The sequence below is a fragment of the Pseudomonas sp. PS02303 genome (genome assembly GCF_029959925.1).
Lineage (GTDB): Bacteria > Pseudomonadota > Gammaproteobacteria > Pseudomonadales > Pseudomonadaceae > Aquipseudomonas > Aquipseudomonas mandelii.
The window spans coordinates 1-26,584 of sequence record NZ_JASCOM010000067.1 but is presented as its reverse complement, the minus strand read 5'-3'; the positions used below and the strand labels follow the sequence as shown (position 1 = coordinate 26,584).

The 26,584-nt window shown below is 59.0% G+C and carries 22 protein-coding genes and 1 pseudogene; 8 read left to right on the top strand and 15 right to left on the bottom strand.

Annotated elements, in window-relative coordinates; genetic code table 11:
* Positions 1–114: 114 nt before the first annotated feature.
* Positions 115–906 carry a crotonase/enoyl-CoA hydratase family protein gene (locus QMX98_RS16595; RefSeq protein WP_282411085.1) on the bottom strand — a complete coding sequence of 264 codons (792 nt, stop codon included), beginning with the start codon at positions 904–906 and terminating at the stop codon, positions 115–117.
* A 434-nt stretch (positions 907–1,340) separates the two neighbouring features.
* Here QMX98_RS16595 and QMX98_RS16590 point away from each other — a divergent pair, with 434 nt between their 5' ends.
* Entirely contained in the window at positions 1,341–3,014 is a 1,674-nt protein-coding gene (locus QMX98_RS16590; protein WP_008146183.1) for a DEAD/DEAH box helicase, read from the top strand.
* A gap of 187 nt (positions 3,015–3,201) precedes the next feature.
* On the opposite strand, the gene QMX98_RS16585 is transcribed toward QMX98_RS16590, so the two are convergent.
* A complete protein-coding gene (locus QMX98_RS16585) occupies positions 3,202–3,969 on the bottom strand; it encodes a class III extradiol ring-cleavage dioxygenase (protein ID WP_077747916.1) in 768 nt (255 codons plus the stop codon).
* 102 nt (positions 3,970–4,071) lie between these two features.
* On the opposite strand from QMX98_RS16585, the gene QMX98_RS16580 reads away from it, so the two are divergent.
* Positions 4,072–4,728, top strand: coding sequence for a thiopurine S-methyltransferase (locus QMX98_RS16580; RefSeq protein WP_282411084.1), 657 nt, complete (start codon positions 4,072–4,074; stop codon positions 4,726–4,728).
* A 134-nt stretch (positions 4,729–4,862) separates the two neighbouring features.
* Here QMX98_RS16580 and htpX read toward each other — a convergent pair whose 3' ends face one another.
* Both htpX and QMX98_RS16570 read right to left on the bottom strand, forming a co-directional pair.
* Positions 4,863–5,750: a protease HtpX gene (htpX, locus tag QMX98_RS16575; protein ID WP_010461286.1), complete on the bottom strand. Its 888-nt coding sequence runs from the start codon at positions 5,748–5,750 to the stop codon at positions 4,863–4,865.
* Between the two features lie 316 nt (positions 5,751–6,066).
* On the bottom strand, positions 6,067–7,278 hold the full coding sequence (locus tag QMX98_RS16570) for a pyridoxal phosphate-dependent aminotransferase (RefSeq protein ID WP_010461284.1): 1,212 nt from the start codon (positions 7,276–7,278) through the stop codon (positions 6,067–6,069).
* 226 nt (positions 7,279–7,504) lie between these two features.
* Here QMX98_RS16570 and msrB point away from each other — a divergent pair, with 226 nt between their 5' ends.
* The 3 genes from msrB to QMX98_RS16555 all read left to right on the top strand — a co-directional run bounded on the left by msrB (position 7,505) and on the right by QMX98_RS16555 (position 9,042).
* Complete coding sequence (gene msrB, locus QMX98_RS16565) at positions 7,505–7,900, top strand: peptide-methionine (R)-S-oxide reductase MsrB (protein ID WP_077747914.1); 396 nt, start codon at positions 7,505–7,507, stop codon at positions 7,898–7,900.
* 198 nt (positions 7,901–8,098) lie between these two features.
* The gene (locus tag QMX98_RS16560) at positions 8,099–8,584 is read left to right on the top strand and encodes a glutathione peroxidase (RefSeq protein WP_010461280.1); all 486 of its coding nucleotides are present in this window, start codon (positions 8,099–8,101) and stop codon (positions 8,582–8,584) included.
* Positions 8,581–9,042 carry a MarR family transcriptional regulator gene (locus QMX98_RS16555; RefSeq protein ID WP_010461278.1) on the top strand — a complete coding sequence of 154 codons (462 nt, stop codon included), beginning with the start codon at positions 8,581–8,583 and terminating at the stop codon, positions 9,040–9,042. The genes QMX98_RS16560 and QMX98_RS16555 overlap by 4 nt, the downstream gene beginning before the upstream one ends.
* Here the strand turns inward: QMX98_RS16555 and QMX98_RS16550 are convergent.
* Complete coding sequence (locus tag QMX98_RS16550) at positions 9,026–11,347, bottom strand: response regulator (RefSeq protein ID WP_010461276.1); 2,322 nt, start codon at positions 11,345–11,347, stop codon at positions 9,026–9,028. The genes QMX98_RS16555 and QMX98_RS16550 overlap by 17 nt on opposite strands.
* Positions 11,348–11,515: 168 nt before the next feature.
* Here QMX98_RS16550 and QMX98_RS16545 point away from each other — a divergent pair, with 168 nt between their 5' ends.
* Together QMX98_RS16545 and QMX98_RS16540 are read left to right on the top strand one after the other, a co-directional pair.
* Positions 11,516–12,406, top strand: a complete 891-nt coding sequence (locus QMX98_RS16545) for an ATP-binding protein (protein ID WP_010461274.1) — start codon at positions 11,516–11,518, stop codon at positions 12,404–12,406.
* A complete protein-coding gene (locus QMX98_RS16540) occupies positions 12,403–12,885 on the top strand; it encodes a GAF domain-containing protein (protein ID WP_010461273.1) in 483 nt (160 codons plus the stop codon). Before QMX98_RS16545 ends, QMX98_RS16540 begins: the two co-directional genes overlap by 4 nt.
* Here QMX98_RS16540 and QMX98_RS16535 read toward each other — a convergent pair whose 3' ends face one another.
* The 9 genes and pseudogenes from QMX98_RS16535 to QMX98_RS16495 all read right to left on the bottom strand — a co-directional run bounded on the left by QMX98_RS16535 (position 12,886) and on the right by QMX98_RS16495 (position 24,583).
* Positions 12,886–15,831, bottom strand: coding sequence for an HD domain-containing phosphohydrolase (locus QMX98_RS16535; protein WP_282411083.1), 2,946 nt, complete (start codon positions 15,829–15,831; stop codon positions 12,886–12,888). It abuts the gene before it with no gap.
* Positions 15,832–15,880: 49 nt separating this feature from the next.
* Entirely contained in the window at positions 15,881–19,537 is a 3,657-nt protein-coding gene (locus QMX98_RS16530) for a transporter substrate-binding domain-containing protein (protein WP_282411082.1), read from the bottom strand.
* 8 nt (positions 19,538–19,545) lie between these two features.
* Positions 19,546–20,172 (bottom strand): response regulator transcription factor, encoded by a 627-nt coding sequence (locus tag QMX98_RS16525; protein ID WP_010461270.1) that lies wholly within the window; start codon positions 20,170–20,172, stop codon positions 19,546–19,548.
* A gap of 257 nt (positions 20,173–20,429) precedes the next feature.
* A pseudogene (locus QMX98_RS16520) lies at positions 20,430–20,664 on the bottom strand (hypothetical protein).
* 186 nt (positions 20,665–20,850) lie between these two features.
* A complete protein-coding gene (locus QMX98_RS16515; protein ID WP_010461269.1) occupies positions 20,851–22,182 on the bottom strand; it encodes a deoxyguanosinetriphosphate triphosphohydrolase in 1,332 nt (443 codons plus the stop codon).
* A 67-nt stretch (positions 22,183–22,249) separates the two neighbouring features.
* Positions 22,250–23,413 (bottom strand): EAL domain-containing protein, encoded by a 1,164-nt coding sequence (locus QMX98_RS16510; RefSeq protein WP_282411081.1) that lies wholly within the window; start codon positions 23,411–23,413, stop codon positions 22,250–22,252.
* A 126-nt stretch (positions 23,414–23,539) separates the two neighbouring features.
* The gene (locus QMX98_RS16505; protein WP_010461265.1) at positions 23,540–23,881 is read right to left on the bottom strand and encodes a hypothetical protein; all 342 of its coding nucleotides are present in this window, start codon (positions 23,879–23,881) and stop codon (positions 23,540–23,542) included.
* The gene (locus QMX98_RS16500; protein WP_042932237.1) at positions 23,878–24,267 is read right to left on the bottom strand and encodes a phage holin family protein; all 390 of its coding nucleotides are present in this window, start codon (positions 24,265–24,267) and stop codon (positions 23,878–23,880) included. Before QMX98_RS16500 ends, QMX98_RS16505 begins: the two co-directional genes overlap by 4 nt.
* A 1-nt stretch (position 24,268) precedes the next feature.
* Positions 24,269–24,583, bottom strand: a complete 315-nt coding sequence (locus QMX98_RS16495) for a YqjD family protein (RefSeq protein ID WP_010461262.1) — start codon at positions 24,581–24,583, stop codon at positions 24,269–24,271.
* A gap of 302 nt (positions 24,584–24,885) precedes the next feature.
* Between QMX98_RS16495 and QMX98_RS16490 the strand changes: the two genes are divergently transcribed.
* Complete coding sequence (locus tag QMX98_RS16490) at positions 24,886–26,094, top strand: ammonium transporter (protein ID WP_010461260.1); 1,209 nt, start codon at positions 24,886–24,888, stop codon at positions 26,092–26,094.
* Position 26,095: 1 nt separating this feature from the next.
* On the opposite strand, the gene QMX98_RS16485 is transcribed toward QMX98_RS16490, so the two are convergent.
* A partial coding sequence (locus QMX98_RS16485) for an NAD-binding protein (RefSeq protein ID WP_282411080.1) occupies positions 26,096–26,584 on the bottom strand: 489 nt, incomplete at its 5' end.

The window sequence follows — 26,584 nt, the reverse complement described above, 5'->3', positions numbered from 1 at the left end:
AGCTTGCTCCCGCTTGAGTGCGCAGCACTCACAAGATTTGCATTGATTGCGAAGATTTTGGGGCCGCGTCGCAGCCCAGCGGGAGCAAGCCCCCTCGCCACAAAAGCAAATCTGTCAGCAGCCCTTGAAGATGCCCGGCCGCTTTTCGATCATTGACCGCACACCTTCCCGGGCATCCTCACTCGCCAACAACTTCTTCACCAACGGCGGCAATGCCTGCGCCGCCGCAGTTTCCCCTTCGTATCGCGCCTGCCGGGCAGACATCAACGTCGCCTGAACCCCCAACGGTGCCTGACGGGCTATCCGCTCAGCCAATTCAACGGCCCGTGGCAGCAGATCCTCGCTGGCCATGACTTCCTGCACCAACCCCAGGTGCAACGCTTCATGCGCATCAAATTCATCGCCAGTCAGCAGCCAGCGCATGGCATTGCCCCAGCCGGCGACTTGATGCAGGCGCAACGTGGCACCGCCGAAGGGGAAGATCCCGCGCTGCACTTCCTTCTGCGCAAATCGGGTGTTGCTGGCGCAGAGGTTGATGTCGGCGGCCAGCATCAACTCGATGCCAATGGTCAGGCAGTAGCCTTGCGCGGCGACAATCACCGGTTTGCTCACCCGGGGCCCGGCAAACACGCCCCACGGATCGCAACCGCCGAGCGGTGCCTGCCAGCCTTCGGCCAGGGCCGCACTGGCATTGATCAGGTCGAGCCCGGCGGTGAAGTGCTCGCCATGAGCGAACACCACCGCCACCCGCGCTTCACTGTCGGCCTCGAACTCGCCGTAAGCCAGGCTCAGTGCGTTGAGCAGATCGAGGTCGAAGGCATTGCGCTTGGCCACCCGATCCAGGCCGATCATCAGGACATGGCCGTGTTTTTCACGGGTGACACGACTGGAGTCGGGCTGATTCATGGAGTATTTCCTCGGGCGGGAAGGGTGTGCCAGGCCGCAGGTCAAAACCGCTGGTCTGCGTCACAAGGATGAACCGTTTTAGCGCCATCGCCAGCAGGGCCGGGCCTTTGAAAAATAGACCGTTGCACGATTATCTGCAAAGCGTGTGACATAACGGTGTATACGTCAGTTTTCCGACAAATAATGCTCCCTTTTTGGGCGATTTCCGGTATAGTGCGCGCCGGCCTTTAACCGGGCCGCGTTTAGGTAGCGCAATTTCCCGAAGTCAGCTTCGGCTGCACGTCCGCACAGCGGACTCTCCCTTGACGAATCTTTTTCATTCATTCGTTTTCGCAAATCCCCGCCGACAAAGCAGCCAGGGCGACTCTTGAGTCTTACACGGCATGCGCAGCTTTGGAGCATGGGTCTTTGCGGATGCACTTAGAGGCAGACCCATGACCCAGGAAACCGGCGGCTTCGCCGCTTTTAATCTTAATCCGAACATTCTTGCAGCCGTCATCGCGACTGGCTACGAAGAGCCTTCGGCTATTCAGCAGCAATCGATCCCGATCATCATGGCCGGTCACGACATGATTGGTCAGGCGCAAACCGGTACGGGTAAAACCGCCGCGTTCGCCCTGCCGATCCTGCACCGCATCGATCCTGCAAAGCGCGAGCCGCAAGCCCTGATCCTGGCGCCAACCCGTGAGTTGGCGCTGCAAGTAGCAACCGCTTTCGAAACCTACGCCAAGCAAATGCCGGGCGTTACCGTTGTGGCCGTTTACGGCGGCGCCCCGATGGGCCCACAACTGAAAGCAATCCGTAATGGCGCACAGATCGTTGTCGCCACACCGGGCCGTCTGTGCGACCACCTGCGTCGTGACGAAAAAGTCCTGTCGACCGTGAACCACCTGGTTCTGGACGAAGCGGACGAAATGCTCAAACTGGGTTTCATGGACGACCTCGAAGTTATCTTCAAGGCTCTGCCGCCAACCCGTCAGACCGTGTTGTTCTCGGCCACCCTGCCGCAGTCGATCCGTGCCATTGCCGAACGCCATCTGCGCGATCCGCAACACGTGAAGATCCAGACCAAGACTCAGACCGTTACCGCGATCGAACAGGCTCACCTGTTGGTTCACGCTGACCAGAAGACCTCGGCTGTATTAAGCCTGCTGGAAGTGGAAGACTTCGACGCCCTGATCATGTTCGTGCGCACCAAGCAAGCGACCCTGGACCTGGCCAGTGCCCTGGAAGCCAAAGGCTACAAAGCCGCTGCGCTGAACGGTGACATTGCTCAGAACCAACGTGAGCGCGTGATCGAATCCCTCAAGGATGGCCGTCTGGACATCGTTGTGGCGACCGACGTTGCTGCTCGTGGCCTGGACGTTCCGCGCATCACTCACGTATTCAACGTTGACATGCCGTACGATCCAGAGTCCTACGTTCACCGTATCGGCCGTACTGGCCGTGCCGGTCGCGAAGGTCGTGCACTGTTGCTGGTGACTCCGCGCGAGCGCCGCATGCTGCAAGTGATCGAGCGTGTAACCGGTCAGAAAGTTGCTGAAGTCCGCCTGCCGGATGCTCAGGCCGTTCTCGATGCCCGCATCAAGAAACTGACCAACAGCCTGTCGCCACTGGTAGCTGATGCTGAATCGACCCACGGTGATCTGCTGGATCGCCTGACTGCCGACATCGGTTGCACCCCGCGTGCACTGGCCGCTGCTCTGCTGCGCAAGGCAACCAACGCTCAGGCGCTGACCCTGGCCGCGATCGAGAAAGAACGTCCACTGGTGCCGAACAACGCACCGCGTGGCGATCGTCCAGAGCGCACCGGTGATCGTCCGGACCGTGGTGATCGTGAGCGTCGTGCTCCGGTTCCATTGGCCGAAGGTCGTGCTCGTTGCCGTACCGCGCTGGGTGCGCGCGATGGCATCGCTGCCAAGAACCTGCTGGGCGCTATCCTCAACGAGGGTGGCCTGGCTCGCGAAGCAATCGGTCGCATCCAGGTGCGTGACAGCTTCAGCCTCGTCGAGCTGCCGGAAGATGGTCTGGAGCGTCTGCTGACCAAGCTGAAGGACACTCGCGTTGCCGGTAAGCAGTTGAAGCTGCGTCGCTATCGCGAAGATTGATCCGCTCTCGAGCTGATTGATCGAACATAAAAAATCCCCGACTGGTTCGGGGATTTTTTTTGGCCTGCTGTTTGTGCCTGGACTGGGCATCGAGTTGCCCCAATCGCGAGCAGGCTCGCTCCCACATTGGATTGTGATCCCCTGTAGGAGCAAGCCCGATCGCGAAGGGGGCGCCTCGGTCTACCTGTCAGTCAAAACGGTAGATGTCCATCCCCAGCGCACCCATGGTGAACCCTTGATGGGCAACGCTGAACTCCCCCCCAGCCCCGCGAGCAAAGTACAACGGCAGCAAATGCTCATCGCTGGGATGATTGCGCACTGCGTTTGGCGCCTGCTGACGATAATCGTGCAGTGCGGCTTCATCGTTGGCGGCGAGTTTTTCAATCATCCAGTCACGGAACGTCCGGGCCCACGGTTCGACACTTTCCGGGCCGGCGTGCCAGTCCAGTTCACGCAGGTTATGGGTGATGCTGCCGGAGCCGATCAACAACACGCCGTGTTCGCGCAGGCTGGCCAAGGCATGGCCGACCCGGGTTTGCAGGGCAGGGCCGCCACGGGTGGGCAGCGAGACTTGCACCACCGGGATGTCGGCCTGCGGATACATCAACGACAAAGGCACCCAGACGCCGTGGTCGAAGGGGCGTTTGGTATCGATCCGTGCCGGCAGGTTGTCGGCCTGCAGTAACTCGACCACCTCGCCAGCCAGTTGAGGATTGCCGGGTGCCGGGTATTGCACTTCGAACAGTGCTTTCGGGAAGCCGCCGAAATCGTGCCAGGTTTCAGGTCGGGGATTGCCACTGACCAGCAAGTCGTTACTTTCCCAGTGTGCAGAGACGATCACGATGGCTTCCGGTTTCGGCATTTCGGCGGCCAGGCGAGCGAGAGCGGGCCCGCTGGCACCCGGTTCCAGTGCCAACATGGGCGAGCCATGGGATATGTACAGGCTGGGGAACATGAAAGAGCTCCTGAGGGGTAAGATGGCAGCATCTTCAGTCAGATCATTGATCTAAATCTAATATAAGTTTTAGGGTCTTTTGATCGAATTTTGGGATTAATTATGCAGCCGGAGTTTTGGCACAAGCGGTGGACGTCGAATCAGATCGGCTTTCACCTGCCGGAAGTGAATCCATATCTGCAACGTTACTGGCCGCAGCTGGTCCTGGAGGAGGGCGCGCGCGTCCTGGTGCCGCTATGTGGGAAAAGCCTGGATCTGCTCTGGCTGGCGAAATGCGGTCACGAGGTGTTGGGCATCGAATTGTCGGAAAAGGCGGTGGAAGACTTCTTCCACGAGCATCAATTTGATCCGGACGTCAGCGACCAGGGGCCTTTCACGGTCTATCGGGCGGGTTCGATCGAGGTCTGGTGCGGCGACTTCTTCGCGTTGACGGCCGGCGATGTCGCCGATTGCAGCGCGCTGTACGACCGCGCGGCGTTGATCGCGTTGCCGCCGCCGATGCGTGAGCAATACGCCGAGCATTTGAAGCGGATTCTGCCGAAGGATTCGCTCGGGCTTTTGATTACTCTGGATTACGACCAGGCACAGAAGGAAGGCCCACCGTTTGCCGTGCCCGATGACGAAGTGCAACGGTTGTTCGGGGCAACCTGGGAGCTGAAGATTCTGGAAGACCAGGACGTATTGGGCGAGAGCTGGAAGTTTATCGAAAGTGGCGTTACTCGGCTTGAAGAGCGGGTTTATCGGGTTTCCATCCGATAGATTTGTAGTGGCTTCACTGGACCATCGCGAGCTTGCTCGCGATGGGGCCCGAATGAACAGCGCAAAAATCAGCAGACAAAAAAAGGCCCGCATTCACTGCGGGCCTTTTCTTTTAAGGCGTAGTGCGAGAGCTATCAGCCCCGACGACGCAACGCGTCAATACGCTCTTCCAGCGGCGGGTGGCTCATGAACATACGAGCGAACCCTTGTTTGATGCCACCGTTGATGCCAAAGGCATTCAGCGTATCCGGCATGTGCACCGGCAGGCCCTGTTCGGCACGAAGGCGTTGCAAGGCACCAATCATTGCGCTGGTACCGGCCAGGCGTGCACCGGCTTCGTCGGCACGGAACTCACGTTTGCGCGAGAACCACATGACGATGGAGCTGGCCAGAATGCCCAGGACCAGTTCGGCGAAGATCGTCGCTATGTAGTAGGCGATGCCCTGGCCTTCTTCGTTCTTGAAGATCACCTTGTCGACAAAGTTGCCGATGATCCGGGCGAAGAACATCACGAAGGTGTTCACCACGCCCTGGATCAACGCCAGGGTGACCATGTCACCATTGGCTACGTGGCCGATCTCGTGGGCCAGGACCGCTTTCACTTCATCCGGCGAGAAACGCTCGAGCAGACCCTGGCTGACCGCGACCAGTGCGTCGTTCTTGTTCCAGCCCGTGGCGAACGCGTTGGCCTCGTAGGCGGGGAAAATCCCGACTTCGGGCATCTTGATCCCGGCTTCGCGGGACAGTTGCTCGACGGTTTGCAGCAGCCATTGCTCGTGACGTGTGCGCGGCTGGCTGATGATTTGGGTGCTGGTGCTCATCTTCGCCATCCACTTGGAGATGAACAGCGAGAACAGGGAACCGGCGAAACCAAAGACCGCACAGAAAATCAGCAGCTGATTGAGGTTGAGATCAACCCCGTTGGCCGCCATGAACCCGTTGAAGCCGAAAAGGCTCAGGGTGATGCTGGCAATCAGCACGACCGCCAGGTTAGTGGCCAAAAACAGCAGGATGCGCATCATGGTTGTAGAAATCTCCTCATGCTAAAGATGTAGCGTACTGCGGGGTATATAAGGTGCTGCACCGGGCTATTCAACCGAGTGACTATTTCAAACTGTGTCCTACAGCAACAGTCTAGCTGCTTGCAGGGCAATTCCGACGGCGATGCGGGAGGTGTTTGACAGCCAATTCGCCTCTCAGGCCCCGTCGTTGTTAGACGCGGCCCCAAAACGTGGCTTCAGTAAGCGACAGGAGCAGTGATGGCTGACAGGGGGCAAAGATATGTTGCTGAATTAATCACCGTGCGACCGATGCACGTGTCGCACGGTGAAGTTCAGTTTACTGGCGGTAGGATTTGAGGAAGTTACCGATCCGGCCAATGGCCATGTCCAGTTCGTCCACCCGTGGCAAGGTCACGACACGGAAGTGATCCGGCCAAGGCCAGTTGAAGGCCGTGCCTTGCACCACCAGCAGTTTTTCGGAGAGCAGCAGGTCGAGCACGAACTTCTCGTCATTGTGGATCGGGCAGACTTTCGGATCGATCCGCGGGAACGCATACAACGCCCCCATCGGCTTCACGCAACTCACGCCCGGAATATCGTTAAGCAGTTCCCAGGTGCGATTGCGCTGTTCCAGCAAGCGACCGTGCGGCAACACCAGGTCATTGATGCTCTGGTAACCGCCGAGAGCGGTCTGGATCGCATGCTGACTTGGCACGTTGGCACACAGGCGCATGTTGGCCAGCATGTCGATGCCTTCGATGTAGCTCTGGGCGTGGTGCTTCGGACCGGAAATGGCGATCCAGCCGGAACGGAAGCCGGCCACGCGATATGACTTGGACAGACCGTTGAAGGTCAGGCAGAGCAGGTCCGGCGCCAGGGAGGCGGTGCAGATGTGCACGGCATCGTCGTACAGGATCTTGTCGTAGATCTCGTCGGAGAACACCACCAGATTGTGCTGGCGTGCCAGTTCCAGCATGCCCAGCAGCACTTCTTTCGAATACACGGCGCCGGTCGGGTTGTTCGGGTTGATGATCACCAGGGCCTTGGTGTTCGGGGTGATCTTGGCCTTGATGTCGGCCAGGTCCGGCCACCAGTTGGCCTGCTCGTCGCACAGGTAATGCACCGGATTGCCGCCGGACAGGCTCACGGCAGCCGTCCACAGCGGATAGTCAGGCGCTGGCACCAGCACTTCGTCGCCATTGTTCAGCAATGCCTGCAACGACATCACGATCAGCTCGGAAACGCCGTTGCCCAGGTAGATGTCTTCAATGCCGACACCTTCCACCTGCTTTTGCTGGTAGTACTGCATGACAGCCTTGCGCGCGCTGAACAGGCCTTTGGAGTCGCTGTAACCCTGAGCGGTCGGCAGGTTGCGGATCACGTCCTGGAGGATTTCGTCCGGCGCTTCGAAACCAAAGGGCGCCGGGTTGCCGATGTTCAGCTTGAGGATGCGATGACCTTCCTCTTCCAGGCGTTTGGCGTGCTTGAGCACTGGGCCGCGAATGTCGTAGCAGACGTTGGCGAGCTTGTTCGATTTGCTGACCTGCATGGCGATGTGTTCCCGAAAATGAACGATCCAGGCGGCGTATGAACTACCGTACTGGGAATCCTGCGTATTCACACAGGCCTGACGCCTTGAGATGCAGCACCCATAAATCCGTTTGAATGCGCGTGGTCTGGCTGCCAGACTGGCGTTTGACGAGGCGCAATCATACGTGCCGCCCGATCCGTGGAAAAGGTACAGATCGGGCTTTTTCAGCTGCTGAGGTGTGACGATGGAAAAGTTGGATAAAACCCTGGAAGAATGGAAGGCGATGCTCGATCCAGAGCAGTACAACGTTTGCCGTCTCAAGGGCACCGAACGGCCGTTCTCCGGCAAATACAACGACACCAAAACTGACGGTGTCTATCACTGCATCTGCTGCAACGAGCCGCTGTTCGACTCCAAAACCAAATTCGACTCCGGCTGCGGCTGGCCGAGCTTCTACGCGCCGATCGGCGACAGCGCCATGGTCGAGATCCGTGATGTCAGCCACGGCATGATCCGCACTGAAGTGGTTTGCGCCAAATGCGACGCGCACCTGGGGCACGTGTTCCCGGATGGCCCGCCGCCGACCGGTCTGCGTTATTGCATCAATTCGGTGTGCCTGGACCTGGTATCGCGCGAGTAATGCGAGCCATGTAGGAGCGAAGCTTGCTCGCGAAGGCGTCTCAACATTCAGCACAGATGGTGACTGACCCGACGCCTTCGCGAGCAGGCTTCGCTCCTACAGATATCCGGAGATATCCGGCGCCCCGCACATTTAAATTGCACACAATTCAATTGCTCGCTATGTTCATGGCTTGTTCCGTCAATTCGAGCCAAACCCATGAGCGACAACCTGCTGACCATCCCGGTGACCACCATCAAAGGTGATCAGAAAACCCTGGCCGATTTCGCCGGCAAAGCCGTCCTGGTGGTCAACACCGCCAGCAAGTGCGGTTTTACCCCGCAATACAAAGGCCTCGAAGAATTGTGGCAGACCTACAAGGATCAAGGCCTGGTGGTGCTCGGCTTTCCCTGCAATCAGTTCGGCAAGCAGGAACCGGGTAACGAAGGGGCGATTTCCGAGTTCTGCGAGTTGAACTTCGGTGTCACCTTCCCGCTGTTCAAGAAGATTGACGTCAATGGTGCCGGTGCTCATCCGCTGTTTGTGCAATTGAAGAAACGTGCACCGGGCGTGCTCGGCTCCCAGGGCATCAAATGGAACTTCACCAAGTTCCTGATCGGCAAGGACGGCCAGTTGGTCAAGCGCTTCGCTCCGGCAACCAAGCCGCAGGACCTGAGCCGCGAGATCGAAGCCCTGCTCAAATGAACACCCTGTCCGTCGATTCGCTGAAGCTCGACAGCCAGCTCTGCTTCAAGCTGTATGCGGCTTCTCGGGCGGTGATCCGCGCCTACAAGCCGATGCTCGATCAACTGGGTCTGACCTATCCGCAATACCTGGCGATGCTGGTGTTGTGGGAATGGCAGGAAACGGCGCCGGAGCAGCCGACGGTCAAGGCGCTGGGCGAACGCCTGGCGCTGGATTCCGGCACCCTGACGCCGTTGCTCAAGCGCCTTGAGCAGCTGCAATTGGTGCAGCGCCAACGTTCGGCGCGCGATGAGCGAGAAGTGCACCTGAGTCTTTCGCCGACCGGCAAGGCTTTGCGTGATCAGGTCGGGCCGCTCAAGGCCCGGTTGCTGTGCGACAGCGGCGTCGATCTGGATCGCCTGCATGATCTGCGCGACGGTCTCGATCACCTGCTGGGGCAAATCAAAGCGCTGTCGTAGTCGGTATCCACAGGTCGAGCAACGCGGCCAGTTCTTCTCGGCGAAAGGGCTTGGCCAGGTAATCGCTCATGCCCGCCACACGGCAGCGTTCGCGTTCCTCGGACATGGCGTTGGCAGTCAAGGCCACGATGGGCAGTTGTGGCCAGCGCCCGCTGCGACGGATTTGTCGGCTGGCTTCATAGCCATCCATCACCGGCATGTTGCAGTCCATCAGCACCAGGTCGAATTCGCTGTGCTCAAGCTGATCCAGGGCTTCGGCACCGTGAGCGGCGACGATCACCTCGCAACCGAGTTTGCCGAGCATGCCCTTGGCCACCAATTGATTGACCGGGTTGTCCTCGACCAGCAGGACACGTCCGCGTCGTTGGGGGGTAAGGTTTTCGACCCGGGCACCGTTGATCAGGTTGCTTTCGGGCAGCAGCACCCGGCGCAATGTCTGGTAAAGCGCATTGCGCGCCAAAGGACGAGCCTGCTGTTGCAGGGGCGCCAGGGCGTTGGCTTCTTCACTGGGCATGAAGCTGCCATAGGCGGTCACCAGCAAGATAGGCGCGTCGAGGGTCGGGCGCAGGCCAAACAGGCATTCGGGGCAGTCGGTGATCAGCACGTCCGGGTCGAGGCCGATGAACGAGTCATCGATGGACCGTTGCTGATAGTCGAGCCCCCAGCCGGGCAACAGGTTTTTCAGCAGTTCCGCCAGGCCGCTGTTGGCCGCGGTGACGGCAATGACCTTGCCCGGTAACGGCTGTGGGGCGATGGCCCGGGTGTGGCAGGGCAACGGCAGGTCGGCGCAGAACTGGCTGCCGAAACCCGCTTCCGAGCTGATGGTCAGCCGCCCCTGCATCGCTTCGCAGAGGTTATAGGTCAGCGCCAGGCCCAGCCCGGTGCCGCCAAATTGGCGGGTTATGCCGGCGCCGGCCTGCGTGAAAGGCTGGAAGATTTTGACCTGAGCATCCTGGGCAATCCCGATACCGGTGTCGCAGACTTCGATTCTGACGCCATCTTCAAAGGTTGAAAGGCGCACATCCACCCGACCGAAACGGGTGAACTTGAGGGCGTTGGACAACAGGTTGCTGACGATCTGCCGGACGCGGGTCGGATCCCCCAGCACCAACGCCGGAAAGTGCGGATCGATCAGGCAGGTCAACTCGACGCTGGGCGCGGCGTTCTGCGACAGCAGATTGGCGGTGTCTTCGATCAGCGACCCGAGGTCGAACGGAATGTGTTCGAGTTCGAGCTGGCCGGCATCGAATTTCGACAGGTCGAGAATATCGTTGAGCAGTTCCACCAGCACTTTGCCCGAGTCATGGGCAATGGACAGCTGCTGCTGTTGTTCGGCATTGAGCGGGCCGTCCAGCGAGAGCGCGATCATGCCCAGCAGGCCGTTGAGCGGTGTGCGGATTTCATGGCTCATATTGGCGAGAAACACCGAACGTGCTTCGGCCATATCGAGGGCGGTGCTTCGTGCGACTTCCAGCTCCTGGTTCGATTGACTGAGCCGGGCATTGATCGCCTTGAGCTCCGCGGTGCGGGCCGAGACGATGTTTTCCAGTTGCCCGAGGTAGTCGGTCAGGCGGTTTTCGGCGTTGCGCCGCTGCTGGATTTCGGTGGCGATGTTTTCGAACTGCTGGTTGGCCACTTTGACCAGCACACCGATTTCATCGTTTTTATGTCCGCTCGGGTATTCCAGCCAGGTCGGTTCCGCGCTACGCGGATCGCGCCCGCTGAGTTCGCGGATGACCCGCACCAGCGGCTTCGTCAGCATCACGTAGAACAGCGCCAACAGGATGCCGGTCAGGATCAGGCTGCGAGCGAAGCCGTTGAGCAGCGTCACCTCGGCCCGGCGCAGGAAGCGGCTGCCGAAGGCGTAGGTATCGACTTCCAGTCGCAAGGTGCCGAGTGATTCGTTCGGCAAGTGATCGAGGTAGAGGCGGTCTTCAAACTGGCGGTTGGCGCCGAACAGGAAGTCGCTGATCATCCGATAATTGCTTTGCAGGGTCGGGCGTTTGACGCTGGCCAGGACGGTGCCGTTGTTGTCAGTCAATTGCGCACCGATGATCGCCGGCGAGCGCAACAGGCCCATGGTCAGTTCCTGGGAGAGTTCGGCGTCGATGTTGTAGGCGATGCGGGACGCGGGGTTATGGCTGATTTCCAGTAAAGACAGTATTTCACGGTTGATGGAGGCGTCTTCGCTGGCATAATCGATGCCTATTTGCAGCAGACTGAGCAGCGTGCCCAGAATGAAACCGACAAGCACGGTCAGCCTGGCTTGCTTGTATGACAGCCGGTGGGTGAATTTGATATCCATGGGGTGTTGAACCACTTCCGTTTCCCTTCGCTGCTCAAGCATAGTCGATCATGCATGGATACCGATGTTCTCGCGAGCCCTTGTGCAACAAGGGATGAACCGGGTGCCGAATGCTTCGTTGCGTCGCTGCAATGCCATCATCACTGTGAACGTGCACGAGGAGAAGACGTGGATTCCCGATTGAATGCTTTTCTTGAACGCGCCGATGCTGTCCTGGCCCGTATCGAACCGCTCTTGCCTGCTCCTCGGCAAGCCATCGACTGGACGCAATGCCTGGCCGCGCGCTGGCAACGTGAAGGCCGCAGCGGGTTTCTGCTGCCGCTGCATGTCAGCCTCGACACGCGGTTGTCCGACTTGATCGGTGTCGACCGCCAAGTGGAGCAACTGGGGCGAAATACCCAGCAGTTCCTCGACGGCATGCCCGCCAACCACGCACTGCTCTGGGGTTCGCGCGGCACCGGCAAATCGTCGCTGGTACGCGCCTTGCTGGCCGAGCACGCCAAGGCCGGCCTGCGGTTGATCGAGATCGAGCGCGATCACCTGGCGGACCTGCCGCGCGTGGTCGAACAGATCGCCAGGCTGCCTCAGCGTTTCGTGCTGTTCTGCGATGACCTGTCGTTTGAGTCGGGTGAAGGCGACTATCGCGTGCTCAAGAGCGTGCTCGACGGCTCGCTCGAACAGGCGCCGGATAACGTTTTGCTGTACGCCACCTCTAACCGTCGCCACCTGGTGCCGGAGAAGGAAAGCGATAACGAAAACTGGAAACGGGTCGATGGCGAACTGCATCCCAGCGAGGCGGTGGAAGACAAGATCGCGCTGTCGGACCGTTTTGGATTGTGGCTGTCGTTCTATCCGTTTACTCAAGAGCACTTCCTTGACGTCGTCGAGCACTGGATCGGGCAATTGGCCGGAAAATCCGGCCTTGAGTGGCAGCGTAACGAAGAGCTGGACATCCTCGCCGTGCGCTGGGCTACGGGCCGGGGCAACCGCAATGGACGCTGCGCATATCAATTTGCCCGCTATTGGGTGGGGCTGAAGCTGTTGGAGCACAAAGCATGATCGATTTACAGAAGAGCGGCCAAGGCCTGGACGGTTACGGCATGTTATGGGCGCAGCTGGAGTCGCTACTGGCGGACGAGCGTGACTTTATCGCCAACGCCGCGCAGTTTTCGGCGTTCCTGTACAGCCAGCTCGACGACTTGAACTGGGCCGGTTTCTACCTCAATCGCGACGAAGAACTGGTGCTTGGCCCGTTTCAGGGGCAGATCGCCTGTGTGCGGATTCCGTTCGGTCGCGGCGTGTGTGGGACGGCGGCGGCGACCTTGAAGACCCAGTTGGTCGAAGACGTTCACGCGTTCCCCGGGCACATCGCCTGCGACAGCGCCTCGAACAGCGAGCTGGTCGTGCCGCTGGTCAAGGACGGTCGCCTGATTGGCGTGCTGGACCTCGACAGCCCGAGCCTGGCGCGGTTTACCGCTGACGATCAGGCCGGTATCGAGCAACTGGCGGCGATTTTCCTGCGTCTGACCGATTGCTGATCACACCCTCAATCCGGCCTTGAGCAACAGGCTTGACGGGTCGACCGCATCGATCTGCCTTGGATCGAGGAATCGGTCGGCGTATTGCAGATAGATGCCGGCGTTGATGAACAAGCCGAACAACTCCGGATCGATATGGGCGTCACGGCACATGGTGGCCATGATGCCCAGCGCTTCGCTCAAGGTTTTGGCCTTCTTGTAAGGGCGATCGGCGGCGGTCAGTGCCTCGAAAATATCGGCAATCGCCATCATCCGTGCCGGCAGACTCATTTCTTCGCGCTTCAACTGTTTGGGGTAACCGGTGCCGTCCATTTTCTCGTGGTGGCCGCCAGCGATTTCCGCGACGTTGTTGAGGTGGCCGGGGAAGGGCAAGTGGCTGAGCATCAGGATCGTCTGCACCATGTGGTGGTTGATGATGTAACGCTCCTCGCGGGTCAGCGTGCCTCGGGTGATGCTCAGGTTGTAGAGCTCGCCTCGGTTGTATTTGTAGCGCGGCACATCGAGCTTGAAACCCCAGGGATTGTCTTCCGGAATCAGTTCGCTTTCGGCGCGTTCGAACAGGTGCTCGGGCTTGTCCGCCAACAGCGGCTCGCTGGCCGGCAAGGTCGGTGCCGGGGTTCGTGCCTGGCGGCGGTTTTCTTCCCAGGACACACCGATTCGATCGTCCAGGGTTCGGGTCCAGTTGCGCTGGGCAATGCTGCGCAGCCGTTGCAGATCGGCTTCGGCCATGGCCTCTGCGCCCAGATTGCAGCGGGCGACGAAGGCGAAATCATCATCCAGCCCGGCCAGGTTGGCATTGCGCAATTCGGCCAGGTGCTGCTCGTCACCGCCCAGGGCGACGGCTTGCCAATAATTGATCCAGGCATCGCGCTTGAGGACCTCGAAACGGGTGCGGATTTCATGGATGCGGTCGTTCAGGGTCTCAAGCTTGGTGGCTTTGTCGACCACGTATTCTGGCGTCGTGACCTTCCCGCAGTCGTGCAGCCAGGCCGCAATGTGCAAGGCTTCCCACTCATCTTCGGTGGGTTGGTAGTCGCTGAAGGCCGGGGCCTGACTGGCCGCCGCCGCCTGGGCGAGCATCAGGGTCAGCTCCGGCACTCGCTGGCAGTGGCCTCCGGTATAAGGGCTCTTGGCATCGATCGCGCCGGCCAGCAGTTGAATGAAGGCGTCCAGCAGTTGTTTCTGTTTGGCTTGCAGGCGCTGGCTCTCAATGCTCACGGCTGCGGCGCCAGACACCGCCTGGAGAAACGCGATGCGGTCCGGGCGCAGTTTTTCCAGGTCGCTTTGTGTGCCGCTGTCGGTCAAAAGCAGGATCAGCAGGCCCACGGTTTCGTTGTGCCGATTGTGCAAGCGGATGCCGATCAGGTGCACCCGGGGGTATTCCAGCGCGAGCATCACCTTCTGCAAATCCCCCGCCTGTTCGAAACCCAGATTGGTCACGATATTGTCGGCGTTCGACAACTGCTGCAGCCACTGAGGACTCTGCGGATCCTGGAGTTCGTGTCCCTGAACTCCGAATGAGGGCAATGCTTGTGACGTGCCATTGATGACCAGGCCCTGGGGCTCCATGCGATCGCTGTCACGTTCGCGCAGGTAAATAAGACCGGCCTGGGCTTGCCCGATCTTCACGGTTTCAAACAGCACCCGCTGCAGCAACGGCGCAAAGCGGGTCTCCGCGCTCAAGCTATCGGTGATCTGGAAAAAACTGCCCAGAGTGTCCTTCATCCGCGCCATCGACACGCTCAGTTGGTCAATTTCAAGCACCGGCGAACTGTGGCCGATCGGAAAGTCGAAATTGAAACTGCGCACCGCATCGGCTTCCTGCACCAGCGTGCGCAGGGGCTTGACCAGGACTCTGGAGGTCAACCATCCCACGGGCAGGCACAGCAGCAATGTCGCCAGCGTAATCAGCGCGCCTTGCCAGCGCATGCGGTAGGCATCGGCGAGCAATTCGTCCTCCGGCACCAGCAACGCCAGTTGCAGTCCCTGGGGGCCGCCCTCCGTCATGCTGCTGCGCGCCACGATCCATTGACGACCGGCGGCGTCCAGCCGATTGCTGGCAGGAGGATTGGAGAGCAGGGCGCCGAGGCCGGGGCTGAGGTCGGCAGCCTTGTTCAGGCGAGCGGTCTGGCCGTCGATGATCAGCTTGTCGCTGTCGGGGTAGGCGATGGCATTGCCCTGGGCATCGAACAGCACGATTTCGGTATGGGGCGTCACCACGTGTTTGGCCAGGGTGGCCGACAATTCGGCCAGGGTCAGGTCGGCCCCCATCACCGCGTTTTCACCACTGCGCCGGGCCAAGGTAGTGCCGACGTTGCGGGTGGAGAAAAAAACGTAGGGATCAGTGGTGATCTGGTTCACGTCGCCGCGTGCGCTGGAGAACCAGGCACGAGTGCGGGGATCGAAGGTTTCGTCGGGGTTATCCAGGCGGTTGATGAGTGTCAGGGATTGATCAAAAAACAGGGATTGGGAGCGGATCTGACCACTGCCACTGTGCTCGATGCTCCAGACTTGAAACGCCGCTGAATCGGGGGCTTTCAGTTCGGTTCTCAGGGATGCCGTCCGCAAGGGGCGGACCATGAAAAAATCACCGTTGCCATAACCCAGGTACAACGATGCCAGGTTAGGGTTGTCGTTGAGCGACTGGCTAAAGGGCTGGAGCAACGCCAGGCGTTGCTCCAGATCCGGAGCGCGGGTCGCCGGGTAGTCCGCCAGCAGGCTCAGCAGATGGCGAATCGGCTCGTAGGTGCCTTGCAGGTCCAGGCGGACATCCTGCTCGATGCGGTTGAAGAGCTTTTCACTGCTGGAAAGAATGATCTGCGTGGTTTGCCCGTAGTTGAAAATGCCCAGCACCGCACCGGTCAGCAATAACAGAAAGGTGAACATCACACTGATATGGATGTGCAGCGGAAACCGGCGTTGATCCGGGCGCAGTGGGCTGGGCATTGCGGGTCTCTCCATGATGTTTAACACACTGCTCAGCGTCCAAGCATAGTTAAGGCTGCATCATTCTGCTTTTCTCGTTGTGGCCTATCTGTTGCTCCAAAGCCTGTTCCAATGCCTGCTCCAGTTCGACCATCGCCTGGTCCATGGCCTTGGTGCAATTGACGACTGCTTCAGGGGGGAGCACGTCATGACAGGCGTTTTCCAGCGCCTCGCAGCTGTCGATCAATCGGCAAGCCTGGACGATTCGCGCAGCACCCTTGATTTTGTGGGCCACCTCGATGAAAGCCTGCCGATCTTCCGTGGGGGACAACGCCAGCAACTCTTGCCGATCCAGACGATTGCTGTTCAGCAGTTCGGACAACAGGCGCCGGTCCAGTGTCGGGCTGCCACCCGTCAGCAGATGCAGCCCTTCAAGACTGAAGGCCGGGGCGCGGACCGTTGGCGCAACGCCTTCAACCCATTGACTCAAGGCTGTCAGGCTCAGGGGTTTGAACAGGCAGTCGTCCATTCCGGCTTGTCTGCAGCGTTGTATTTCTTCCGGTTGTGCGTTGGCGGTGAAGCCCAACACGGTACAAGGCCGGCTCTGCGTTTGCTGTTCATGTTGGCGAATGGAGCGAGCCAGTTCGTATCCGTCCATGATCGGCATGTTGCAATCGACGATCACCAGATCGAACACGTTGTCCTTCCAGGCCTTCAACCCCGCTTCGCCATCCGGTGCGGCGCTGTAGCGATGCCCCAGGAACTCCAGTTGCTGACACATGAGCAAGCGATTGGCGGGATGGTCGTCGACCACCAGGACGTTCAGCGCAGCCGAGGTCGGGTGGAGGGACGGTTCAGCGGTTTTCGACACCCGCTCCGCTGGCAGTGTTGCAAGGTTCAGCGAGATCCTGACCTGAGTGCCGATACCAGCCTGGCTGCTCAACTGCAGGTTGCCGCCCATCATCTCGCACAGATTGCGGCTGATCACCAGACCAAGCCCCGCGCCGCCTCTGGCTGCCTGCGCGGAATGATCGGCCTGGGCGAAAGGCTCGAACAAACGCCGTTGGTCCTGTTCGCTGATCCCGACCCCGCTGTCCTGAACCTGTAACTGCAACAGCACCCGGCCGGGTTCGTCGGTCGGATGCAGTTCGACCACAATCCGGACCTGACCCTGTTCGGTAAATTTGATGGCGTTGCTGACGAGGTTGGACAGCACCTGCTTGAAGCGCATTGGGTCCAGCAGGACATCGGAGGGTGGTTCTGCCGGGTTGAAGTCCAGCCGCAGGCGCAGATTTTTCTGGCGGGCCAGTCCGTCGAAAATCCGCACCACCGACGCCACGGTTTCTCTCAGGTTGACGCGTTCCGGGCTCAGGCTCAGGCGACCGGATTCAATTCGCGCAATATCAAGAATGTCCCCGATCAGGTTCAGCAGTTCTTTCGCCGAGTGGTAGGCCACGTCAATGGCCGGGCGATCCGGGTGGCTGTGATCGATACGCTTGAGGGTCAGTTCGAGCATGCCGATGATGGCGTTCATCGGCGTGCGGATTTCATGGCTCATGGTCGCCAGAAAGGTGCTTTTGGCACGGTTGGCTTCATCCGCACGCTCTTTCGCGGCACGCAGGTCGTCGAACAGTTGTCGGCGCTCGCTGATGTCGATCCAGCCGCCAATGATGCCTTGTACTTCACCGCTGGAGTCCCGGTAGGGAAGTATCCAGTGATAAATCGTCAGTGTGCGGCCACCGATATGCAATGGCCGATCGAGAATCAGCGGAGTTCCTTCGGCCACGACGCGTTGGTAATCCGCCTGGTATTCCTGGGCTTCAAATGAGTTGCTCAAGCTGCCCTGCATGACATTTTTACCAATCACGTCTTCGCGTTTGGCGCAGAAGACCTCCAGGTAACTGTCGTTACAGCTTTGCAGCAAGCCCTGGCGATCGCGCACGTAGATGGGATGAGGCGTGCCGTTGACCAGCGATCCCATGAACTCGAGTTGGTCGTTCAGGGCGAGCTCGGCGGCCAGGCGCTGATTGATCTGGCGACGCATGTAAGCGTTCCAGGTCATGGACATCAGCAGCAACACGCCGACACCCAGAACGATCTGATAGAACACTCGGTGATAGTTGCGCCAGGTACTTTGCGAGGCAGACGAGTAGCCTTGCCAGCGGCTGTTGATAATGCCCAGCTCTTCCGGCGCGATGCTCAGCAGGGCCTTGTCGAGGATCGAACCCAGCTCTTTGGCGTCGCGTCCGGTCGCCAGGGAGAACGCGGCTTGCCGGGTACCGATAGTAGTGCTGATTTGAAGTGCGTGCTCGAAGATTCGCGATGAGATGAAATAGTTGGCAATCACTAATGAGCTCACCGTCCCTTGCGCCTGACCCTCGGCGAGCAATTCCACGGCGCTGAAGGTGTCCGGCGTTTCGATCAGATGGATTCGCGGGAACTCGCGGCGCAGGTAATCCGCCATAGGATTGCCTTGGGCGATGGCCAGGCGCTTGTCCGTGAGTTGCGTCAGATTTGACGGGCTGTCGGCAGCTTTGCGAGTGAGCAGTACAACGGAGTTTTCCAGATAAGGACGGCTGAAGTTCAGCATCGCTTCACGTTGGGTGCTGGGGAGCAGGGCGGCAATCAGGTCGGCCTGATGGCTGTTGACCTGCTCGATCATCTCGTCATCGTTACGGCTGCGATGGATCTCGAAGCGCAAACCGGTGCGCAATCTGATCAGTTCGAGCAAGTCGGCGGATACGCCCCTGAAGTTACCGTCGCTGTCGAAAAAGGTCAGCGGGGCCAACGCTTCGTTGACCACGACCCGCACGACGGGATGTTGCGCCAGCCAGCGTTGTTCACGGTCGCTGAGTTGCAGTTTCTGATCGGTGAGAAGAATGTCACTGCCCGCACTCCAGCGTTTGGCGATGTTTTCTCGCTCGCTGCCAGGGGTCGCTTTGAGGATGGCGTTGATGATCCCGAGCAGAGCCGGGTTGCCCTTGTGTACGGCGAAGCTGAAACCGTGGGCCTCGTGTTTACCAAAGTTGGCCATGCGGATGTTGTTTAGATACCCCTTGTTGATGATGTAATGGGTTGAAATGGTGTCGCCCAGAAAAACATCGGCCTGGTCGAAAGCCACCGCATTGATTGCATTCTGGTAGGAGGGGTAGGAAGTGATGATCGCTTTCGGGTACAGGGCTTTGACTTCGTCCAGCGGCAAGTAGTGATAAACCATGCTCAGGCGTAGTCCGGCGAGCCCGTCGCTCAGGGATCTGGTTTCGCCTTCCCGTGTCACCAGAACCGGTTGATCCACGGCATAGGGCAAGGACAGCACGATGTCCGCATTGCGGGCTTCAAAACCATTGGCGCTGCCGAGCATGTCGACCTCGCCTTTTTCCAAGGCTTTGATCGCGTCTCCCCGGGAAACGTAGCGCTGGACCTTGACTGGCAGGCCGGTGGCCTTGCCCAGGATGCCCGCGTAATCAGCAGTGAAACCTTCGTAGTCGCGGCCGCTGATGGTCAGGTCGAAAGGAGGGTAGTCGGGGGCAGAGGTGCCCAGAATCAGTTCACGCTTATTGTTAAGCCATTGTTGTTGCGATTTATCCAGTTGGACTTCCATGTGTCCGGTCATTGAGCGACTGAGCAGAGTGTACTGCTCGCTCGCCGTCGGTGCCGCGTGCGCTGAGGTGCTCAGACATAAACCCGCGACCAGCGGTATCAGATAATCCATTAAACGACTGGGCATCCTGTTTCTCACACTAACGCGTTGCGTTTTGCCATATCAATGAGTTCAACGAGTGATTTGGCTTTGAGTTTTTGCATGAGACGTTTTTTGTAAGTGCTGACAGTCTTGTTGCTCAGGAACATGCCCTTGGCAATTTCCTTGTTAGTGCGGCCTTGGGCAAAAAGTTGCAATACCATCAGCTCTCGGTCATTGACTGACTTGAACAGTTCAAGGTCGGAATATCGTTCATCGTCAGCACGGACAGGATTCAAGGCCTGGCTGGGAAAATAGTTGTAACCTGATAGTACCGCTTTAATTGCGCTCACCAGTTCACTAAGGTCTTCCTGTTTGCATACATACCCGGACGCGCCGGATTGCATGCAGCGAATACCGAAAAGTGTCGGGCACTGGGCTGTTAGAACCAGCGTTTTGAGGGGGGTACTCATTGCGTTGAAGCGGGAGAGAACTTCCAGCCCATCCAGTTTGGGGATGCTGATGTCAAGAATGACCAGGTCTGGCATGCATTCACGAACCATCTGCATGGCATCGACCCCATTATCAGTTTCGCCGACGACTTTGTAACCCTCATGTTCGAGCAACATTCGGACGGCAAGACGGATGACAGGGTGATCGTCGACAATAAAAACGGAGTTCATAATCAAATCCCATACGCGCTCAAATAAAGCGCGCACCTTAGCTCAGATAGTTGAGGGGGGGATCAACTGACAGGCCTGTAGTGGCAATATAAGATAATTCCTACATTCGAAGAAGAATCGGACTACGGATCAACTAGGTTTTGCATGAGGATCAGTCAAGGTGTTGTTTGTGCGTTTGGTGGGTCGGACAGATTGATTTGAAATGGATTAGATTGTTGTTTAAATGTTTTTTAGTGTGTCTTTGTTTGGGGGCTTTTTTACAGTGAAATCAAGGTCAATAAGTTTCTAAGGTCTGATTGTTTCAGGGGTTTTATCAAATAGCCCAACAAGGGCAGCCCGTGTTCGACGGCTATTCTTTCAAGAGCGTCCAGTTCAATGGATGTCAGACTACTCAGCACAATGGCCTGTCTGATCATTCCCATTTGGCTGGGTGGCCTTGAGCTGGAGGGGGTGGTCTTCCACCAGCAAGATGCGCCAATCGTGTTCAGACATGGGTTTTTTCATGCTTCATCTGTCGAGCAGAGGGCGCGTGATGATTTCGCGATCGGACCGTTCATTCGATCAGTCGGCTCTGTACTGGGCGTAGGGCGATTCTGCTGACGCGCGGATTGAAACGAGAAATGGGCAGAACGTCGATCAGCCGGTCAGGAGGCCCTGACGCGGCTGAACGATGCACGGTTATCCGTGGCTTGAGCGACCGGTCATTTCCAGTGCCATTTGACTGGCATAGCTGTCGGTCATGCCGGCGATGAAGTCGATCATTCTCAGGAACGAGGTGTGTAAAGGACCATGAGGATCGGGCGCATTGTTGCCTAGCAGGTCGAGGATGCGCCGGCTCTTGAAGGACGGTGTTCGACCGTTGTGTTGTTCCAGTGCTGCGCCACAGAATGCGTTGAGGAGGATTTCGAGGGTGGTATAAGCGCCGATTTCGTGCAGCGTCTTGCGCTTGTCCTGGAAGATCTTTTTGCGCGCCATGTCTTTGGCATTCAAGACGCAGCGCTTGGCCGGACCATGCATGTGCTCCACCAGATCGCCGGGCAGCGTGCCGGCCAGCAGCGAGTCCTGTTGCTCGACGAAGGCCCGGGCGGCGGCATTGGTCAGGTGCTCGATGGCCTTGCCCCGCAGGATCGCCAGTTTACGCCGACGCGAATCCAGTGGGCCCAGTTGGCGATAGGTTTCCGGGAGATCATCACCCACCAGGTCGAGCAGCAAAGACTCGACTTCGGCGTACTCCAGCAGGTCCATTTCCAGGCCATCTTCCAGATCGATCAGCGCGTAACAGATATCGTCCGCAGCCTCCATCAGGTACACCAGTGGATGGCGTGCCCAGCGCTGTTCCTCCAATTGCGGCAAGCCGAGCTTAAGGGCGATCTGCTCCAGCAACGGCAGTTCGCTCTGATAGCAGCCGAACTTGTGCTTTTTGTAGCCCAATGAATCGGCGTGCTTTGCCGTCCACGGGTATTTCAGATAAGTGCCCAGCGTGGCGTAGGTCAGCCGGGTGCCGCCGTCGAATTGATGGTATTCGAGCTGGGTGAGCACCCGGAAGCCTTGGGCGTTGCCTTCGAAGTTCAGGAAGTCATTGCGTTCGACGTCGCTCATGGCGTCCAGCCAGCCACGGCCGGCGGCCTGCTGGAACCAGTGACGGATCGCGTCCTCGCCGGAATGCCCGAAGGGTGGATTGCCGATGTCATGGGCCAGGCAAGCCGATTGCACCACCATCCCCAGGTCGCTCGGTTCGCACCAGTCGGGCAAGGCGCTGCGAATGGTCTCACCGACGCGCATGCCCAGCGATCGACCCACACAGCTGACTTCCAGCGAGTGGGTCAGGCGTGTGTGGATGTGATCGTTGCTGGTGACCGGGTGGACCTGAGTCTTGCGCCCGAGGCGGCGAAAGGCACCCGAGAAGATGATGCGATCGTGGTCTTTGTGAAAAGGGCTGCGGCCGAGTTCTTCCGGGCTGTGCAGAGGCTTTCCGAGGCGTTCGCGGGTAAGCAGGGTTTGCCAATCCAAGGCTGGACTCTCCGTCAGGTGACTGAGCCTCTAGCTTCCGGGTTCGTGCCTGCGCCTGCAAGCAGTACTAGAGCCCGGCGGCGTCGATGTCGATGAGCAGCAGTCGCTCGCCGTTGTCGAAAAATTGCCCGGCGGTGAGGCAATACTGATTGCTGGTGGCATCGCGGTAGGTCGTGGACAGTGTCAGGCGCCGCTCATCCCAGCCCTCGGCCAGCAACTGATAGAAATAGGGTCGCCACGACCAGTTATGACCCAGGTAGCGGTTATCGGCCTCCCAGCCGTTGTTGCGCCATTCCAGATTGGGCGTCAACTGGGTGCCGTGACGGTCGCATTGATAGAAGCGCAATAGCCATGGAAACGCCTGCAGCTGTGGCAAGGCGTTCAGCGGCGCACGGGCCAGGGCCCAGGCTTGCAGGATCGCCATCAATTCGCAGAGTTGCTGGCGCATGATCATCAGTCGACCGCGTTCGCCCAGTTTCTGCTGAACATAACGCTGGCGCAGTTGCGCGAAACGTTCGACAAAGGCGTCGGTGGCGAAGAAGTCCTCCTGCGCCCGGGCAAAGAGAAATCCTTGTACGTAACGCGAGCCGCACTCCAGGGCGAAATTGAGCTGATCTTCGGTTTCCACTCCTTCGGCAATGATCCAGCACCCGGTTTTCTCGGCCATTTGCGCCAGGGCTTTCACCACGTCGCTACTGGGGCCGCCCAATGCCGCGGCCTGGAACAGTCGCATATCGAGCTTGAGAATGTCCGGTTGCAGGGCCAGCACGCGATCAAGTTGCGAGTAACCGGCACCAAAATCATCGATGGCGATCCGTGCCCCGGCGTGTCGATAGCGTGCCACGACCTCGGCCAGGCGCTGGATGTCGCCCCCCAGTTCGGTGATCTCGAAGACGATGCGTTGCGGATCGACGTTGTGTCGGCTCAATTGCTTGAGGCTCGGTAGAGCCTGGTCCGGCCGTAAGCGGTTGATCCAGCGCGGTGATATGTTCAGGCTCAGAAACCAGTCCGATGGCGCTTCATGCAAACGGCTCAGCGCGTTATCGCGGATCTGCCGGTCAAGGCGACGAAGGGCGATGGCGGGTGTTCGCGGGTCGGCGAACAACGGCCCCACCGAAGCCAGTTGACCGTCGGCCTGTCGCAGTCGACCCAGCGCTTCCACACCCGCGATACGGCCCGTGGCGGTATCGATAAATGGCTGAAAGCAGGCGAGCGGTTGCCCGTCGATCACGAGGCCTCCTTAGTAAGGTCTTGTTTTTGGATTGAGCTGTTCGCCGGGTAGGCACACAGGATTGAACCTCTCGATAAAGAGGTTAATCCCGGTGGTGTTGCAAGAATGCAGCCAGATAGTGGCTATTCAGTCTTTGCGCGAAGAACCCTGCATGACCAATTTGATCAGGGGGCCCAGCGTTGTGCCCAGGCGAACCAGCCGGGTCAGGCTGCCGGTACCGCCGTTCTTGGCACCTTTACCGGTCAGAAAACCGAGCAGCGTCACGGCGGCCATGCCCCAGAGCGGGGCGTGCTTGATGCCGAAGCCATCGTGCAGGTTTTTCGTCATCCCGCGTACCCGCTGCAGGGGTTGCAGCAATTGCGCGGATTCGTGACGGATTTCCTGGCGATGCATTTCCATGCGCAGGCGTATCAGCGCCTTGCGCATTTCGGTGCGAGAGCTGTTATGGGGCAATTCAGGCAGGCTCATGGCAGCAGGCGCTCCCTATCGTTGGCCAATTCTTCCAGGGTGCCGTGGAAGGGTGAGGACTCATCGAAAATCGCTGCTTTCAGGCGCATGGCGCAGAAAACTGCAGCCAGGGTGTAGAACACACAGAGTCCGATGATCGCTGGCAGACGGTAGGTGTCCCAGAACAGAATCAGCACCAGCGTCGACAAGCCCACCAGCAACAGCAACGCAAAGACCAGCGCCAGGCCTGCAAACAGCAACAGGCTTACGGTGCGCGCTTTCTGTTCCTGCAACTCGATGCCGAACAGTTCGACATGGCTGTGCAACAGTCCAAGAAAAGCGGCACCCAGGCGCCGCGATGAAGAGCTTGTGCCCGTCGCGGACGAGCTGGATTCACCGATAGACATATCAGCGCCGAGTGGCCAGCAGGCCAATCAGAAAACCGACACCCGCCGCAATCCCGACCGATTGCCATGGATTGGTCTGCACGTAATCTTCGGCAGCGGTAACGGCAGCCTGGCCGCGTTCGCGCAGGGAGTCTTCGGTCAGCTTCAACGTTTCGCGGGCACGCAGCAGGCTGTCGTGGATCTGGGCGCGCAGCTCATCGGCCTGATCGCCAGCCAGGGTTGCGGTGTGTTCCAGCAACCGCTCGGTGTCGTTGACCAGAGTCTGAAAGTCGTTCATCAGGATATCTTGAGCAGTCTTTGCTTTGATGCGGGCCATTGGTGATCTCCGTAATTGGCTTCTGAAGCGTTCGAGTATGAGCGTTATGTGAAGGTTCAGTACAAATGACTGGTACAACTTTTGCTATGTCATGGTGCATCAGCCCGCGCCGTTGCGCTGTTGCCGGGCATGATTTCAGGAAAACCCTGATTCAAACAATTAAAACTCGCGTCTAGGTTTCAGCCTTGTGCGCCAAAGCGGTTCATGGGGATCAATGCCTTGATCCTGCGAGCCGCAACTTGGTGCACAAATTCTCTGCGCGAACCGCTTTGGTGCCTTTTAGCCTTCAGGTCTGCCAACCCATGGAAAATCTGCAAAGCGCTGTGGACAGTCTGGTCCATAGCTCCAATACGTTGTTCATTCTTATCGGTGCAGTCATGGTTCTGGCCATGCACGCCGGTTTTGCCTTTCTTGAAGTCGGCACGGTTCGACAAAAGAATCAGGTCAACGCCTTGTCGAAGATCCTCAGCGACTTCGCCATTTCGACCCTGGCCTACTTCTTTATAGGCTATTGGATTTCCTACGGGGTCACCTTCATGCAACCAGCGGCGGTGATCAATGCGGATCATGGCTACGGGCTGGTTAAGTTTTTCTTTCTGCTGACCTTCGCGGCGGCGATTCCGGCGATCATTTCCGGAGGCATTGCCGAGCGCGCCAGATTCGTTCCGCAGTTGTGTGCGACGGCGCTGATCGTGGCGTTCATCTACCCGTTCTTTGAAGGCATGATCTGGAACGGCAACTTCGGGCTGCAAGCCTGGTTGCTGGAACAATTTGGTGCCAGCTTCCATGACTTCGCGGGCTCGGTCGTGGTCCACGCCATGGGCGGATGGCTGGCCCTCGCGGCGGTGTTGTTGCTCGGCCCCAGGCAAGGGCGTTATCGCGAAGGGCGGCTGGTGGCGTTCGCACCGTCGAGCATTCCCTTCCTGGCATTGGGTTCGTGGATCCTGATCGTCGGTTGGTTTGGCTTCAACGTCATGAGCGCCCAAACGCTGCAAGGCGTCAGCGGATTGGTCGCGGTGAACTCGCTGATGGCCATGGTCGGCGGCACCGTGGCGGCACTGATCGTCGGACGCAACGACCCGGGGTTTCTGCATAACGGTCCACTGGCCGGGTTGGTGGCGATCTGCGCAGGTTCCGACCTGATGCACCCGGTGGGCGCGCTGGTCACCGGTGTGATCGCCGGGACCCTGTTCGTCTGGTGCTTCACCGCGGCTCAAGTCAAATGGCGCATCGACGATGTGCTGGGTGTCTGGCCGTTGCATGGTTTGTGTGGTGTCTGGGGAGGACTCGCCTGCGGCATCTTCGGTCAGAGTGCATTGGGTGGTCTGGGTGGGGTGAGCCTGATCAGCCAGTTGATCGGCACCTCGTTGGGTGTGATCGTCGCGTTGCTCGGTGGTTTTGTGGTGTACGGCGGGATCAAGGCGTTGCATGGTCTGCGCCTGAGCCAGGAAGAGGAGTATTACGGTGCGGACTTGTCGGTGCACAAGATCGGCGCCGTGAGCCAGGACTGATTCACTTTTCTTCATCGTCGCTCCCGGGATAAAAACCGTGTAGCAGACGATAACGGTCATGCCGTATCTGGTCGGCCCGCTCCTGTACCTGATGCGCGGGTAAACCCAGCATGATCAGGGCGTGGGAGGCGAGCATCAGGCTCGATTCCAACAGCTCGGGCACGACTTCGCTGGCGCCGGCCGCTTTCAACTCGGTCAGTTGGCTGTCGTCTCGAGTGCGCACCAGGATCGGAATCTTCGAGTTCAATCGGCGCGCTTCCTGGAGAATCAAGAGCGCGATGTCGGTCTGGTCCACGGCAATCACCAGCAGCCTGGCCCGCGCCAGCCCTACCGCGAGCAGCAATTCACCGCGCCGCGAGTCGCCGTAATGCACACAGGTTTCATCCACGGCAGCTTCCTGGACACGCACCGGATCGGTGTCCAGCGCAAGGTAAGGTTGGCGCGCGGGTGGCGCACCCCCGGCGCGGGCCGGGCCCCCCCCCCCCGGAAC

What these genes read in the sequence shown, in the direction of transcription:
- QMX98_RS16595 (WP_282411085.1), bottom strand. Translation starts at nt 906, where the DNA reads ATGAATCAGCCCGACTCCAGTCGTGTCACCCGTGAAAAACACGGCCAT.
- QMX98_RS16590 (WP_008146183.1), top strand. Translation starts at nt 1,341, where the DNA reads ATGACCCAGGAAACCGGCGGCTTCGCCGCTTTTAATCTTAATCCGAAC.
- QMX98_RS16585 (WP_077747916.1), bottom strand. Translation starts at nt 3,969, where the DNA reads ATGTTCCCCAGCCTGTACATATCCCATGGCTCGCCCATGTTGGCACTG.
- QMX98_RS16580 (WP_282411084.1), top strand. Translation starts at nt 4,072, where the DNA reads ATGCAGCCGGAGTTTTGGCACAAGCGGTGGACGTCGAATCAGATCGGC.
- htpX (WP_010461286.1), bottom strand. Translation starts at nt 5,750, where the DNA reads ATGATGCGCATCCTGCTGTTTTTGGCCACTAACCTGGCGGTCGTGCTG.
- QMX98_RS16570 (WP_010461284.1), bottom strand. Translation starts at nt 7,278, where the DNA reads ATGCAGGTCAGCAAATCGAACAAGCTCGCCAACGTCTGCTACGACATT.
- msrB (WP_077747914.1), top strand. Translation starts at nt 7,505, where the DNA reads ATGGAAAAGTTGGATAAAACCCTGGAAGAATGGAAGGCGATGCTCGAT.
- QMX98_RS16560 (WP_010461280.1), top strand. Translation starts at nt 8,099, where the DNA reads ATGAGCGACAACCTGCTGACCATCCCGGTGACCACCATCAAAGGTGAT.
- QMX98_RS16555 (WP_010461278.1), top strand. Translation starts at nt 8,581, where the DNA reads ATGAACACCCTGTCCGTCGATTCGCTGAAGCTCGACAGCCAGCTCTGC.
- QMX98_RS16550 (WP_010461276.1), bottom strand. Translation starts at nt 11,347, where the DNA reads ATGGATATCAAATTCACCCACCGGCTGTCATACAAGCAAGCCAGGCTG.
- QMX98_RS16540 (WP_010461273.1), top strand. Translation starts at nt 12,403, where the DNA reads ATGATCGATTTACAGAAGAGCGGCCAAGGCCTGGACGGTTACGGCATG.
- QMX98_RS16535 (WP_282411083.1), bottom strand. Translation starts at nt 15,831, where the DNA reads ATGCCCAGCCCACTGCGCCCGGATCAACGCCGGTTTCCGCTGCACATC.
- QMX98_RS16530 (WP_282411082.1), bottom strand. Translation starts at nt 19,537, where the DNA reads ATGCCCAGTCGTTTAATGGATTATCTGATACCGCTGGTCGCGGGTTTA.
- QMX98_RS16525 (WP_010461270.1), bottom strand. Translation starts at nt 20,172, where the DNA reads ATGAACTCCGTTTTTATTGTCGACGATCACCCTGTCATCCGTCTTGCC.
- QMX98_RS16505 (WP_010461265.1), bottom strand. Translation starts at nt 23,881, where the DNA reads ATGAGCCTGCCTGAATTGCCCCATAACAGCTCTCGCACCGAAATGCGC.
- QMX98_RS16500 (WP_042932237.1), bottom strand. Translation starts at nt 24,267, where the DNA reads ATGTCTATCGGTGAATCCAGCTCGTCCGCGACGGGCACAAGCTCTTCA.
- QMX98_RS16495 (WP_010461262.1), bottom strand. Translation starts at nt 24,583, where the DNA reads ATGGCCCGCATCAAAGCAAAGACTGCTCAAGATATCCTGATGAACGAC.
- QMX98_RS16490 (WP_010461260.1), top strand. Translation starts at nt 24,886, where the DNA reads ATGGAAAATCTGCAAAGCGCTGTGGACAGTCTGGTCCATAGCTCCAAT.